This is a genomic window from Enterococcus sp. AZ091, assembly GCF_051714805.1.
Lineage (GTDB): Bacteria > Bacillota > Bacilli > Lactobacillales > Enterococcaceae > Enterococcus_D > Enterococcus_D gallinarum.
This window is the reverse complement of the sequence record NZ_JBIOSO010000001.1, coordinates 857044-870624: the sequence shown is the minus strand read 5'-3', so window position 1 is coordinate 870624 and position 13581 is coordinate 857044. Positions and strand designations below refer to the sequence as shown.

Here is a 13581-nt window from a genome sequence, read left to right as displayed (position 1 = left end):
TTTTTGTTTTTTTCATGAAATACTAGGAAAAAACTTTATTTTCGTTATAATAAGATAACTTATATTTGAGGAGGGAAGTTTTTTTCTTGGACTATGGGTACGTTGACAAGGTAAAAAGCGACTAGGAAAATGAAAAATAAAGGAACCGTGTTGGGAATCACAGCGTATGTGTTGTGGGGGCTGATCACCCTCTATTGGAAACTGATCACTGGTGTCTCGCCATTGGCGATCATGTGCTACCGTATTATTTGGTCATTTGTCTTTATGCTTGGCTTTATCGGACTTAGCGGCAGATGGCAACAGTTTGTCTCTGAATTGAAGCGGATCTGGCAAAATAAAAAGTTTGCAGGAATGATCATTTTGGCGGCGATCTTGATTTCAATCAATTGGTTTACTTTTATATTTACTGTCAGTGCCGGCCATGTTATGGAAGCTAGCTTAGGTTATTACATCAATCCATTGGTCAATGTTTTGTTGGCAACTGTTTTTTTGAAAGAACGGTTGAGTCGGTCGGGGATGATTGCTTGTGGTTTGGCAGCTGTCGGAGTGATCATGCTTTCGGTGCAAACTGGTGCGATCCCTTATGCTTCACTGATCATGGCTTTTTCATTCAGCACGTATGGTCTCATCAAAAAACACATACCAATCAGTTCTGCAACGGGATTAACAGTTGAAACCTTTGTTATTTTGCCAGCGGCATTGATTTATATTTTAGGTTTTTCTTCTGTTGGATTGATGGCTTATCCATTATCTACCAATCTTTTACTTATTGGTGCCGGCGTCGTGACTGCCATCCCATTGCTGCTGTTTGCGGAAGCAACGAAAAGCGTTTCTTACATCACATTAGGCTTTATCCAGTATGTAAATCCGACGATCATGCTATTACTAGCTGTTTTCTTGTTTCACGAATCTTATTCTTTGGCGCAGTTCACCGCGTTTGGATTTATTTGGTTAGGTATCGCAGTATTCACGTATGGCACTTTAGGTGCAGTATGGAAACGCCGGCGAGACCTAAGCAACAACTGACAACAACTCCGTTAAGACGATTTTTGGAAATGAATTGTCTTAACGGAGTTGTTGCGAGCGAACAAGATTCTGAAAAATAAAACAACTATCTAGCTTGTCCATTAGAACCGCTAATTTTTTGGAGAAAGAATCTTGCGTGAAAAGGGTTGCAATCTCAAAAAGGATGTGCTATTATTTTTTCAGTTACATCGGATTGTTACTGTTCGGCAGGCAAAACCAGAATTGACCGCAGATTTATGGGGAAATTCTAGGTTTTTTTATTTTGGAATGAGGGAAAACGATGGTTATTGGAAAAATATTGAATAATAATGTCGTGGTCTCCACCAATGATGCCGGCGAAGAAGTCATCTATATGGGACGCGGCATCGCATTTAAGAAAAAAATCGGCGATGTGATCGACGACGCATTTGTGGAGAAAGAATTTGTTTTGAAGGACTCTTTCACCGCAAATCAATTTCAACAATTATTTGCGGATATTCCTGCAGAAGAGGTCGAAGTAGTCAAGCAAGTGGTCGACGAAGCAGAGCAAGTGTTGGGAGTCGAACTTTCACCGAATATTTACTTAACGCTGACGGATCATATTCACTATGCTTTGATGCGGGCTCGAGAAGGAATCGAAATACCGAATCCACTATTGTTTGAGACTCGAAAATTTTATCCTAAGGAGTACGCTATCGCTGCTAAAGCGGTCGAACGCTTTGAAAAGAACTTTGGTGTTTCGCTTCCCGAAGCGGAGAAAGGATTTATCGCCTTTCACATTGTCAATAGTGAGCAAGCCAATGGAACAATGGAGACGACGATGCAAGCCGTTGAGATCGTTCGTGATGTGTTAGCGATCATCAGTCGTTTCTATGGCAAAGTCTTTAATCCTGATTCCTTGAATTATCAACGGATCACGACTCATCTTCACTATTTCGCTCAACGGTATTTAAGTGATGACCTTTCAGGCGAGAAGGACGAATTCCTGTTTGAACTGATTCAGGCAAAATACCCGAAAGCCTTTCAGACAGTCCAGCGGATCAACGAATATCTGATCAAAACGTATGGCAAGCCAATCGGCGAGTCAGAAATGATCTACTTGACGATCCATATTGAACGCGTTGTCAACGAACCAAATTAACATTCAATCATTAACGGATTGTTACTGTACAGCAGGCAAGACCCAGATTGAAAAGACAGCAGTTAGCAAGTTTGCGCTTGTTAACCGTGTTTTTTCAATCTGGGTTTTTTATTTTATTAAAAAAGGAGTGTTTGGAAATGAGTACAAACAAAGAAATAGCAGTCCGCGTCCTGGATGCGGTCGGCGGCAAAGAAAATGTCAACAGTGTGGTCCATTGTGCGACGCGCTTGCGTTTCAAACTAAAAGACGAAGGGAAAGCGGATACAAATCGGTTGAATCAAGACGATGACGTGATCCAAGTCGTACAAAGTGGCGGACAATATCAAGTCGTCATCGGCAGCCATGTCAGTGATGTCTATCGCGAACTAACAGGGGTCGCCAATTTTGATGGCGAATCAGAAAAATCTGCTGAAAAAGGAAATCCGCTGAATCAATTGATCGATATCATCTCATCGATCTTTACCCCATTTTTAGGCGCAATGGCTGGGGCCGGGGTTCTCAAAGGATTTCTGACATTAGCAGTGACGATGAATTGGCTGGCGGCCGATTCTGGCGTCTACACGGTTTGGTATGCCATTGCTGATGGGCTCTTTACTTACTTACCTGTGATGTTGGCCTTTACAGCAGCGAAAAAATTTAAAACCAATGAATTTCTAGCTGTTTCTTTGGCCATGGCACTTGTTCACCCAAGTATCACAGAATTAGCAGGACAAACATTGAGTTTTGTAGGTATTCCAGTAATCATTGGGGCCAGCGCCTATACCTCCTCGGTCATTCCGATCATTTTGGCCGTCTTTTTACAAAGCTATGTGGAACGTTTCTTTAAAAAGGTGATTCCTAGTTTCCTACAGATCATCTGTGTGCCGTTAGCTGTCTTCTTGATCATGGCACCAGTGACATTTATCGTTGTGGGTCCATTGGGAACGATCGTTGGGAACTTGTTAGGCAGCGGCTATGATGCAATCTATAATCTCAGCCCAATTCTTGCTGGAGCAATCATGGGGGGATTATGGCAAGTATTTGTGATGTTTGGAATGCATTGGGGCTTTGTGCCGATTGCGATGGTGAACTTGACACAATTTGGTTTTGATACAATGGTGCCGATGCTATTGCCAGCTGTATTGGCACAAGGTGGAGCAGCACTAGCCGTCTTCTTTATCACCAAAAACGTCAAGCTGAAAGGATTGGCTCTTTCATCAACGATCACGTCATTGTTTGGTATCACGGAACCAACTGTATATGGAGTAACGTTGCCATTGAAAAAACCGTTTATTGCTGCATGTATTAGTGGTGCGATCGGTGGTGCAATCGTCGGTTTCAGTCAAGTTAAGAACTATACTTTTGGTTTAGTCAGTCTCTTGAGCTTACCATCCTTTATCCCTCAAGACACACAAGATATGAGTGGTTTGATTGCCGCTGCGATTGGAACGGCCGTTGCTTTTGGCGCAGCTTTTGTCTTAACTTTTGTTTTGCGCTTTGAAGATCAACCGAATCCCGCAGATACAGATACAGAAAAATCAAAAGTACCTGCACCATCCACTACCAATGAGCGGGTCGTATTAAGCAGTCCATTGGCTGGTAGAGTTGTTCCACTGAATGAAGTGAAAGACCAAGTCTTTTCATCTGGAGCAATGGGCAAAGGGATTGCCATCGATCCAGCAAACGGTACATTAGTCGCGCCTGCTGACGGGACGATTACTACGCTATTTCCAACAGGACATGCGATTGGTTTGACAACGACAGATGGGGTAGAGATCTTGATGCATATTGGAATGGATACTGTTGAGCTTGAGGGCAAAGGATTTGAGATTTTTGTCAAACAAGAGGATCAAGTGAAAAAAGGTGATCTATTAGTCAAATTTGATCTTTCCCTAATCAAAGAAGCCGGGTATTCAACCGTTACGCCAATTGTTGTTACGAATACGCCGAACTATTTAGATGTGTTGGATATGAATCAAGAAGACGTCTTGCAAGGGGAAGATTTCTTAGCAATCATCAAATAAACCTGGTGCGTCTTAATCAGTGAATTGTAATAGAAATAGCTATCCAACGGAAGGAACATCGCAGTCGCGAGTCCCTATGTTTGGATAGCTTTTTTAGTTATTCTTCTGAAGTTTTTGATGAAGTGTGCGGGTTGATGGATTCTTCGACTAAAAGTCCATCTTGCATGCGATAGACCCGATCGCTCCATTGGGTCATTCTTGGATCATGGGTTACCATGATGATCGCCTTTTGTTTTTCATGCGCTTCTTTAGCCAATAATTTGACAACATCAAAAGCATGTTCCGAATCTAAGCTGGCCGTCGGCTCGTCTGCCAAAATCAGTGAAGGATCATTGAACAATGCGCGTGCGATTGCTACTCGTTGACGTTCGCCTCCTGAGAGTTCTTTAGGGAATTTATTTCTGAGCTCCCAAATATCGAGGGAACGTAAAAGAGACGCTGCTTCTTTTTGGTTGTCTTTGTTCAGCTTGTTTACAAACTCAAACTGTTCACTGACTTTCAAAAAAGGAACGAGGTTTGAACTTTGCAGAATAAAGCCGATTTCTTTGAAACGGGCAGCAGATCGTTTTTTGTCAGGTAAATCAGTAAAGTCCTGCTGACCAATGATGATTTTACCTTCTGAGGGGCGTTGTAGTCCGCCGGCAATCGTTAAGAACGTACTTTTGCCAGATCCAGAAGGTCCAATGATGCTGACGAATTCACCGACTGTCACTGAAAAATCGATTCCTTTTAGAGCGGTAACTGCGGTATGGCCAGAACCAAATGTTTTTGTAATGTGTTCCATAGATAAGACTGTTTGTGCCATCTTATTCGCCTCCAATCGCTGTAATCGGGTCGACTTTTGTGACTGTTCGAATGGAGAATAAACCACCGATGATCGAGACAAAAATCAGAACCATGCCATAAAGACACCACTGTAGTAAATTGACTGTAAACGGCATCGCAGCTGGCAATACTAGACTAGTCAAATAGCTGAGAACAAAAGCAATCAAAACGCCAGCAATACTTACGATCAATGACTGTCCCACGATGGAACGAACGAGATAGCCGGTAGAAACTCCCTGTGCTTTCAATACACCAAAGAGGGCTGTTTTTTGCAATGTCATCACATAGAGGAAAATCCCGACAATTGCTGCTACCACTACAAATAGAAAGTAAACCATTGCATTCAACGTCAATTTTTCGGCAGAATAACCAGGCAAGTTCTCAACAAAATCATCAAAAGTCAATGCCGTTAGTTTTGTTTGATCCTTTGATTGGATGAGTTTGACGTCAGATTTCGGCTCTTTAGTAGCGATCAATGAAATAGGGCCGTTGCTTTGATCAAACTCTTGATTACCATATTTAAGCTGAGCATAGGCATCTAGGTTGAGATAAAGCACAGGGACCACGCTGTAAGTCGTTGCTTTCGTGACGCCCACGATCGTAAAGACTTGATCATCGCCGCCTAATTGAATGTGATCCCCTAAGGCAAACCCCTCTGGCAGAAGGTTTTCTGAAACGATCACTTCATTTGTAGAGCGATAGTTTCGGCCGTCGATCACTTTTGGGACAACGAATTGATCGGCCTCAGCACCAAAGACGGAGATATTGGTCTTTTCGGTTTTTCCTTTATGGGAGATTGCAGAAGAAGCCAGACCAACTGCGGCTTTTTCTTTTGCTTCCACGCGGGATAAATCCCCGCGAGTCAGAATGGAAGCACTAGCGACCTTATTACTATCTTCGGATAGTACGATCGTCTGAGCGCCCCAGTCGGCGACTGCTTTCTTGTGACCATCTGACAGACCATTGGCCAATCCAGAAAGCATAAATACGACATAGGCAACTAATACCATGATGCCAATGATCAAGCTATACCGTAATTTGGCATAGCGGATTTCTTTCCAAGCTAAATACATAATGATTTCCCCTTTCGAAATCCATTATACCTTAACGGTGACATTTTGTCACCGAATTAATTTCGGCCATCTATGCTATAATAAAGCAACGAATTCAAAGAAAGGACTGCGGCTTATGCCTAAGGCGACTTTTAATAATCTTCCTCCTGAGAAAAAAATAGTTGTGCGAAACGTTTTGCTGAAGATTTTTTCTGACAAACCGATTAGCCAGGTGAAAGTCAGTGAGATCGTTGAAGCACTGCAGATGTCTCGGGGAATTTTTTATAAGTATTTTGAAGATTTGAATGATGCTTATGATTACTTGATCCATGACTCAGCAAACAAAGTTCATGGCCGTATCCTAAGAAAAATTGGGAAACATCAGCAGGATTTTTTCAAAGGATTGGAGCTTTTTTTAGTTGAAGCGTTAGAATATGGCAAAGATAGTGAGGAATACAAAGAATTGCAGCTATTGATCCAGAATAGTTATTTGTTTTCATATCGCAGTGAGGATCCTCATGGCGCGGCAGCTTGGAAAAAAGTATTAACAGCAAATAAATTTCGGATCGAAAGTCAAAAAGAGGCCGATAGTTTTCTCTATTTCTCGATGAAACTGGTCATTGACAGCTTAACAGATGCTTACGCCAATCAATGGACAAGCAATGAACTGTTGACGGATTTTGCATTTAAAGTCAAATGGTTAAAGCAAGGCATTCAATAAAACAGCCCTTCAGAATGATGGTTTTCTGAAGGGCTGTTTTATTGAAATGACTAACATGCTATCTGTCAAGGCAACTTTAGAGGAGATAGCTTAGGTCAGTATCTGTAGTTAGAAAGAAGACATTGAATCACAACTTAAAGAAATAGACTTTGGCAATTGCGGTTCCACACAGAAGGTTCTCCATACGTAGATCCTTAGAATCTTCAGGAATGACTGAGATTTTCAGCAAGAACTTCTAAAGCAGAGCGGTCACGGATCACATACTTGCTTTTTTGCTTTTCTAAAATGCGGTTCTCACGGAAATTTGTGATCGTTCGTAAGAGATGACGATAGCTAACATTCAAGACAGCAGCACAAGTCGTCAACTGATGCGTAAACACCCCTTTTTCTTCATGAAGCAAAATGAATTTTGCTAAACGAGTTTCTACTGGCTCAGTGAGGGAATTGGCTAAGTTGATCCCTGAATTGAGCCGTGAGCTGAGGAGTTGGCAAATGTTCTGCAAAAACCGAACATCCTGTTGTAAAACAGAACGATAGCGATTCAAAGAAATGCACACGCAGATACAAGGTGTCACGGCCTTTACACTGCTTTTTGGCAATAATTCCCATAAAGAGGACGCTTCGCCTAAAAGAGTGGCGGGTTTGGCATAATCGATAAAGATATTTTGGGTATCAGAAGGGTACGAGTAGACCATCACGGTTCCTTCCACAAGGAAGTAGAGATAATCGGATACGGTCCCTGTCTGGATCAAGTGCTCATCTTTGTCGAAAGAGTGTAATACCGCCATGTCAGATAACGACGCATCTAAATAATTTTGCAAAGAAAAGGTGTCGATATAAGCAGACAACTGTTGCGCATCATGGATCTTTTTCATGGAGAAGGACCACTCCTTGGAGGTTTTTCTTTATTATAGCGTAGAATCAACAACGCCTCAACACGAACGATAATTAATATTATATGTAAAATGTATGTAAAAATAAGGTAAAATAGGACATGTGTCACTTCTTAATCTGAAGTTATTTGGTATGATTTACACGTAGTAGAAAACATTCACAGGAGGAATAAAAATGCGTTTCAAACAGGTTGCTAAAGGGATCATGGGAGTTATGTTGGCTGTTGCTTTAACTGGCTGTGCCAGTGGCAATTCAAAACAAGAGGATGCAGCAAAAGAAAAATTAGTGGTGCAGTTCGTACCGACCAACAACGATGGGACGATGGAAGCAAAAGCAAAACCTTTCGCTGAATATTTATCAAAGAAGCTAGATCGTCAGGTGGATGTGACCTTGGCTACGGATTACTCAACGATCGTTGAAGCAATGGCTTCTGGTCAAGTAGATATCGGGATCATGCCGCCAGCTGCCTATGTCCAAGCAAAAGATATGGACGCTGCTGAAGCCATTTTGACTTCGCAATTAGGGGATTATGATCAAGAAACGGGGTTGCCGTTAGAAGGTCAATTGACAAACACTTTCAAAGGGGAGATCTTAGTTCGTGCAGACAGCGGATTGAATGAATTGACTGATTTGAAAGGCAAGAAGATCGCTACTTTAAGTCCTAACTCAGCTAGTGGATACATCTATCCAGTTGCTGAAATGAAAGATGCCGGAGTAGATCCTACCACCGAAGCGACTTTGACAACAGTCAATGATATTCCAAGTGAGATCACAGCAGTCTTGAATGGTCAAATGGATGCTGCGTTTGTTTTCGAAGGTGCGCGAAATGTCTTTGCTTCTAGCTTTGCAGACAATGATTTGTTTAAAGATCTCAAAGTACTTTATCTGACCGAAGGGGATATTCCTAACGATGCTATTGCGGTCCAACCAAAAATGGACGATGCCTTGAAAAAAGAAATCAAAGATGTTTTCTTGAACATGAAAGATGACGAAGAAGGCGCAGAAGCGATGTCATTGTGGGGACATCAAGGATATGAAGAAGCAGCTGCTTCTGCTTATGATACGATCCGTGAATATACCGAAAAAGCAGCCGAGTAAAACAATGGGCTGCGACAAGGAATAACAGAAAAATGATTGGACGAAGGGTGCAGATCTTTTTGCGAGAGCGGCTGATATAGTGAAAACGAGAGCGATCCCACCAAAGTATTCCTTCGTCTCTCATTCTTTTGGTATGATCCGTGTCACAATGCTTATAAAGATGGGGAAGAAGTATGATAATTTTCGAAAATGTGTCCAAAGTATACCCAAACGGGGTCAAAGGACTACAAAACATTAATTTGACGATCGAAGAGGGAGAATTTGTCTCAATCATCGGTCTGAGTGGGGCAGGGAAAAGCACCTTATTGCGCTCGATCAATCGTTTAGTGCCGATCACTGAAGGGGATATCCGCATTAATGAGACCTCGATCACTAAGGCAAGCAAGAAAGAATTACGATTGATCCGTCGTCAAATCGGATTGATCTCTCAAAGTTTCAATTTAGTCAAACGCAGTACCGTTCAAAAGAACGTCTTATCTGGACGTTTAGGGTATTATTCAACTTGGAAAAGTATTTTAGGATTATTTACAAAAGAAGACTATCAACGAACAAAAGAAGCACTAGCCACGGTTGGTCTGTTGGATAAGCTGCAGACCCGCAGCGATCAGTTGAGTGGCGGTCAGCAGCAAAGGGTTTCAATAGCAAGAGCGCTTGTGCAACAAGCACCGATCATTCTGGCAGATGAGCCCGTGGCTTCACTGGACCCGATCACGACAGAGAAAGTCATGCAGGATTTGAAAAAAATCAATCAAGAAATGAAAAAAACAGTGATTGTCAACCTTCACTCCGTCCCGCTAGCACGGTCTTACTCCACACGAGTCATTGCTTTGAAAGCGGGAGCGGTTGTTTTTGATGGTGTGCCGGAAGCATTGACAGATGAACGGCTGGAACAGATTTATGGCAAGGCGATTTTTGAAGAAAAGGCAGGAGAAACCCATGAAATTGAAAGAGACCGTTCACTTTAAGTGGTACAAGAACCTGCTGATCTTGCTCTTCTTAATTCTTTGCTTTCAAAGCAGTGCATGGATCACAGGGGCTGACTTTGCGCAAGTCTGGTCAAATTCCAGCCAAGTAACAGCATTCTTTGCGCGTTTCTTGCATCCGGATTTTAGCTATTTACCGAAATTAGTCTCGCCCATGCTTAAAACATTGGAAATGTCTTTAGTTGGAACGGTCATCGGTGTCTGTCTAGCGATCCCGGTCAGTTTCTTGGCTACGACAGTCATTACTGAAAATCGCTGGCTTTCGACGATCTTTCGCTTTTTATTGGGCTTGATTCGGACGATTCCTAACTTATTATTGGCAGCATTGTTTGTTGCTATCTTTGGGATTGGAGAAGCAACAGGGGTCCTGACGATTGCTGTCTTTACATTTGGGATGGTCTCTCAGTTGATGTTCCAAGCAATTGAAACAATCGATTTTGGTCCGATCGAAGCTGCGGCGGCGGTCGGGGCCAGCAAATTGCAGATTGCAGTCTGGTCAGTAGCTCCTCAAGTCATCAGTCAGTTTGCCAGCTATACCTTTTATGCATTTGAGGTCAATGTTCGTGCTTCGACAGTCCTAGGTTATGTAGGGGCTGGGGGGATCGGCGTCATTTTGAATTCGTCTTTGGCATTGCTGAAATATGAACGAGTTTCCATCATTATTTTGACGATTTTAGTCACTGTGGCCATCGTTGACCAATTAAGTGAACGAGTAAGGAGGTCCTTTCTATGATGATTCGTGAAGTGAGTAAAAAAACGTGGCTCCTATGGGGACTATTCGTAGTCCTGTTCCTGTTGTCTGCAATGGACTTAGACTATTCGGGATTAAGCACTTTTTCACTGGCAATGGGCAGAGATGTGTTGAAAGGACTGAGTCAGCCAGACTGGTCATTTTTCTATGACGGCAGCGGGGAAGATTTATTTAGTCTGCTGTTATTAACGATCGGCATCGCTTGCTTGGGAACCATGATCGCCACGGTTTTAGCCATTCCCATCACATTGTTGAGTGCGGCCAATCTCTGGTCAGCAACTCCTTGGGTCGCTAAAATCGGTAAATTTATTTGCAACGTCTTGCGGGCGTTTCCAGAACTGGTCTATGCGATCATTTTTGTTAAAGTCGTTGGTCCAGGACCTTTTGCCGGTGTGATGGCAATCGGTGTCCATCAAATCGGAATGCTAGGCAAGTTGTTTACGGAAGAGATGGAAGCGATGGATGAACGGCTGACCGAAGAGATGCAGGCGGTGGGTGCAAATTTCTGGCAAACAATGTTTTTTGTACGTGTCCCTTATTTGATGCCGATCTATAGTTCCTTTGCGTTGAATCATTTTGAGATCGCTGTGCGTAGTGCGGCAACACTAGGCTTAGTTGGTGCAGGCGGAATCGGTGCACCATTGATTTTTGCGATCCAAACACGTACGTGGAGTAAAGTTAGTATTATTTTGATCGGTGTAGTGATCACCGTCTTTGCTTTAGACCAAATAACAGGAATCATAAGAAAGAAATTGAGATAAAAGATGAATTTATTGCATATATCAGATATACATTTTCGCAGACAATACCCAGACTGCCAAGAGGGCTATCAAGGCATGTTGGCGGCCATGCAGAATCCATTGATTCCATTAACAGAATGTCTTCGCCATGCCCAGCAACGAGCAACGATTGACCTCGTCGTTATCAGTGGGGATTTGACGGAGGATGGAGACGTGGAAGACTATCGTTACTTGAAAGAACAACTGCGTAGGCTGCTAGGCGATGTCGAAATGATCGTTACTTTAGGCAATCATGACATCAAAAGCAATTTTCACATAGGCTGGTGCGGTACAGCGGCCTCCGAGTCGCCATATAATCAAGTAAAATGTTATTCAGATATGGCGATTGTTGCCTTTGATAATTCCCGCTATGGAGCTTCTGATGGCGTTGTCGATGAACAACAATTCCACTGGCTGCAACAGACGTTAGCGGAATTAAAAAATCTGCCGATCGTCTTAGTGACCCATCATCATTTACTGGCACATCAAAGTACGACACCGGTGTGGCCCGGTACGGATCGTTTGCTGGACTTGCTGTCCTCCTATAACATTCGCTGTATCCTCAATGGTCACACACATCATTCCTTTACCGGTGAGATCCAAGGGATTCCTTACTATACTGTCGCCAGTATGTCTTTTGTGGGAGAAGATGAAGGTCAAGGCATCGTGCGCTTCGAAGAACGGTATGGCTATAATTTGTATCGTTTTGAATCCGGCAGATTGATCCACCAGACTTCTGAGAATTATTTGCCAAATCGACTGCTGAAAGTTGTAGATATGACCCAAGAATAGAAAACGGCCTTGTGCATCAATCGAAATAAACAGAAATCAACGGTACATCCGCGCACCACTGATGAGTGGCGAATGTACCGTAAAGCTTTTAATGAGCGCTCTGTTTATGAACGTGACGGCACAGTGCCGTTTTTTGTTATTTAAGAAATAGTAAAGCTGTAGAATCGTATCAAGAAGTGTCTTCACTGATCCAAATATAGCCCAACGCTCACAGCTAGTAACTAAAAGGTTTTGATGACCTCAATAGTTCCATCTAAGTGAAACAACAACGTATACTGATTGTCTGTCTTGATGCCGTCAAAGCGTCGGGCATAGTAACAGACCGCATCTTTGAGCGTTCGCGTCGTTACCCCTAAAAAAGAGGCGCATTCTAGTAGCGTTTTGCAGCCCTCTTCAAAGCAGGCGATGATATCGTAAGGTGTGACAACGATCGCTGCACCAATGTCACGTGCCTTACGTTCCTGTTTACGCTTTTCATTGGTATCTTGTGCAGTGATGTCTCCTGCACTTGTTAAATAGTGTCCGATTTCTTCACCCAGGGTCCCTAACAAGTCTGCTTTCGATTGTTTTGGATTCAGATAAATATGATCATCGATATATAAGCCTTGTTGACCTTCTGGCATATTTTTATCAAAAATAAAATGCAGATCTGGGTATGCAGCCATTAGTTCTTCAACTTTATCCATATACATCAGTCCTTTTGGGCATGCCGCTGTTTTATAAAGTCGATATAATTCAGAATGTCTTCCATTTGTTCATCTGTTACATTTTCATCAATATGGGCAGCTACTGTTTGCACCCGCTTTGAAGGTTGGGTGAAGTTGCCTATGGCATGTCGTCCTAACAAATAGTCTGTGGAGACATGGAATAATTCAGCTAATTTCACGATCGTTTCACCATCAGGCTCGTTTCGATCGTTTTCAAAATGCGAATAGGCGGCCCGGGTGATTCCTAGATGGTCAGCAATCTGTTGCTGCGTTTGATTCATTCCTAGCCGCAGTGCTTTTAATCGTTCACCAAGCATGGTGATCCCCCCTTTTTCGATCAGTATACCACAATTAGATACGAAGTGTATCTAATTTGATTGAATAAAGATATGCAATGTATCTTTTTAGTTGACGATATGAATCGTATCGAATATACTTCAATTAGTTGATACATTTTGTATCAAAAAGAGAATGAGAGAGGGGTTATCTATGGATACAACAGTTGCCGCAGTCGTTTTACCTTCCTTGATTACCGGTGTTCTAACCTACTTTGCTACTCGGGTGTCGAGCAAAGCAAACTTAGAGCAGACCAATATAGAAAATGCCAAGATCTTATATGAAAAGTATGAAAAGCTCAATCTCGAACTAGAATCAAAAGTGGATGAGTTGGAAGCTAGCGTAAGTGCCGCTCGGAAAGCCCACCAAGAAGAGATCATTATCTATCAGGCAGAACTAGCAAAAGCCCGTAGTGAACAGGAGCGTTTAGCCGCAGAGAACCGCCAACTGAAAGAGACAGCTGTTCAGAATCAGCAAAAGGGATGAATGATATA

Annotated in this window: 15 protein-coding genes; 10 read left to right on the top strand and 5 right to left on the bottom strand. The window is 42.6% G+C overall.

Features of this window, described 5'->3' with window-relative positions; all coding sequences use genetic code 11:
* Positions 1–129: 129 nt before the first annotated feature.
* The 3 genes from rarD to IGJ28_RS04505 all read left to right on the top strand — a co-directional run bounded on the left by rarD (position 130) and on the right by IGJ28_RS04505 (position 4149).
* Positions 130–1026, top strand: a complete 897-nt coding sequence (gene rarD / locus IGJ28_RS04515) for an EamA family transporter RarD (RefSeq protein WP_021150690.1) — start codon at positions 130–132, stop codon at positions 1024–1026.
* Between the two features lie 280 nt (positions 1027–1306).
* Complete coding sequence (licT, locus tag IGJ28_RS04510) at positions 1307–2146, top strand: BglG family transcription antiterminator LicT (protein ID WP_156247603.1); 840 nt, start codon at positions 1307–1309, stop codon at positions 2144–2146.
* A 137-nt stretch (positions 2147–2283) separates the two neighbouring features.
* Entirely contained in the window at positions 2284–4149 is a 1866-nt protein-coding gene (locus IGJ28_RS04505; protein ID WP_113849049.1) for a beta-glucoside-specific PTS transporter subunit IIABC, read from the top strand.
* 97 nt (positions 4150–4246) lie between these two features.
* On the opposite strand, the gene IGJ28_RS04500 is transcribed toward IGJ28_RS04505, so the two are convergent.
* Both IGJ28_RS04500 and IGJ28_RS04495 read right to left on the bottom strand, forming a co-directional pair.
* Complete coding sequence (locus IGJ28_RS04500) at positions 4247–4954, bottom strand: ABC transporter ATP-binding protein (protein WP_113849050.1); 708 nt, start codon at positions 4952–4954, stop codon at positions 4247–4249.
* Between the two features lies 1 nt (position 4955).
* Positions 4956–6047 carry an ABC transporter permease gene (locus tag IGJ28_RS04495; RefSeq protein ID WP_003129298.1) on the bottom strand — a complete coding sequence of 364 codons (1092 nt, stop codon included), beginning with the start codon at positions 6045–6047 and terminating at the stop codon, positions 4956–4958.
* Between the two features lie 115 nt (positions 6048–6162).
* On the opposite strand from IGJ28_RS04495, the gene IGJ28_RS04490 reads away from it, so the two are divergent.
* Positions 6163–6747 carry a TetR/AcrR family transcriptional regulator gene (locus tag IGJ28_RS04490; protein ID WP_005469905.1) on the top strand — a complete coding sequence of 195 codons (585 nt, stop codon included), beginning with the start codon at positions 6163–6165 and terminating at the stop codon, positions 6745–6747.
* A 203-nt stretch (positions 6748–6950) separates the two neighbouring features.
* Here the strand turns inward: IGJ28_RS04490 and IGJ28_RS04485 are convergent, their stop codons facing one another.
* The gene (locus IGJ28_RS04485; RefSeq protein WP_438845213.1) at positions 6951–7622 is read right to left on the bottom strand and encodes a cyclic nucleotide-binding domain-containing protein; all 672 of its coding nucleotides are present in this window, start codon (positions 7620–7622) and stop codon (positions 6951–6953) included.
* Between the two features lie 193 nt (positions 7623–7815).
* On the opposite strand from IGJ28_RS04485, the gene IGJ28_RS04480 reads away from it, so the two are divergent.
* The 5 genes from IGJ28_RS04480 (at position 7816) to IGJ28_RS04460 (ending at position 12044) form a co-directional block, all read left to right on the top strand.
* The gene (locus tag IGJ28_RS04480; RefSeq protein WP_438845212.1) at positions 7816–8739 is read left to right on the top strand and encodes a phosphate/phosphite/phosphonate ABC transporter substrate-binding protein; all 924 of its coding nucleotides are present in this window, start codon (positions 7816–7818) and stop codon (positions 8737–8739) included.
* A gap of 173 nt (positions 8740–8912) precedes the next feature.
* A complete protein-coding gene (gene phnC, locus IGJ28_RS04475; protein WP_113849051.1) occupies positions 8913–9704 on the top strand; it encodes a phosphonate ABC transporter ATP-binding protein in 792 nt (263 codons plus the stop codon).
* On the top strand, positions 9676–10455 hold the full coding sequence (phnE, locus tag IGJ28_RS04470) for a phosphonate ABC transporter, permease protein PhnE (protein WP_113849052.1): 780 nt from the start codon (positions 9676–9678) through the stop codon (positions 10453–10455). The genes phnC and phnE (IGJ28_RS04470) overlap by 29 nt, the downstream gene beginning before the upstream one ends.
* Positions 10452–11234 (top strand): phosphonate ABC transporter, permease protein PhnE, encoded by a 783-nt coding sequence (gene phnE, locus IGJ28_RS04465; protein ID WP_003129305.1) that lies wholly within the window; start codon positions 10452–10454, stop codon positions 11232–11234. Before phnE (IGJ28_RS04470) ends, phnE (IGJ28_RS04465) begins: the two co-directional genes overlap by 4 nt.
* A gap of 3 nt (positions 11235–11237) precedes the next feature.
* On the top strand, positions 11238–12044 hold the full coding sequence (locus IGJ28_RS04460; protein ID WP_081131116.1) for a metallophosphoesterase family protein: 807 nt from the start codon (positions 11238–11240) through the stop codon (positions 12042–12044).
* Positions 12045–12265: 221 nt separating this feature from the next.
* Here IGJ28_RS04460 and IGJ28_RS04455 read toward each other — a convergent pair whose 3' ends face one another.
* Both IGJ28_RS04455 and IGJ28_RS04450 read right to left on the bottom strand, forming a co-directional pair.
* Positions 12266–12730 carry an ImmA/IrrE family metallo-endopeptidase gene (locus IGJ28_RS04455; protein WP_081131115.1) on the bottom strand — a complete coding sequence of 155 codons (465 nt, stop codon included), beginning with the start codon at positions 12728–12730 and terminating at the stop codon, positions 12266–12268.
* Positions 12731–12735: 5 nt separating this feature from the next.
* Positions 12736–13068 carry a helix-turn-helix domain-containing protein gene (locus IGJ28_RS04450; RefSeq protein ID WP_081131114.1) on the bottom strand — a complete coding sequence of 111 codons (333 nt, stop codon included), beginning with the start codon at positions 13066–13068 and terminating at the stop codon, positions 12736–12738.
* A 172-nt stretch (positions 13069–13240) separates the two neighbouring features.
* Between IGJ28_RS04450 and IGJ28_RS04445 the strand changes: the two genes are divergently transcribed.
* Positions 13241–13573, top strand: a complete 333-nt coding sequence (locus IGJ28_RS04445; RefSeq protein WP_113849053.1) for a hypothetical protein — start codon at positions 13241–13243, stop codon at positions 13571–13573.
* Positions 13574–13581 lie beyond the last annotated feature (8 nt).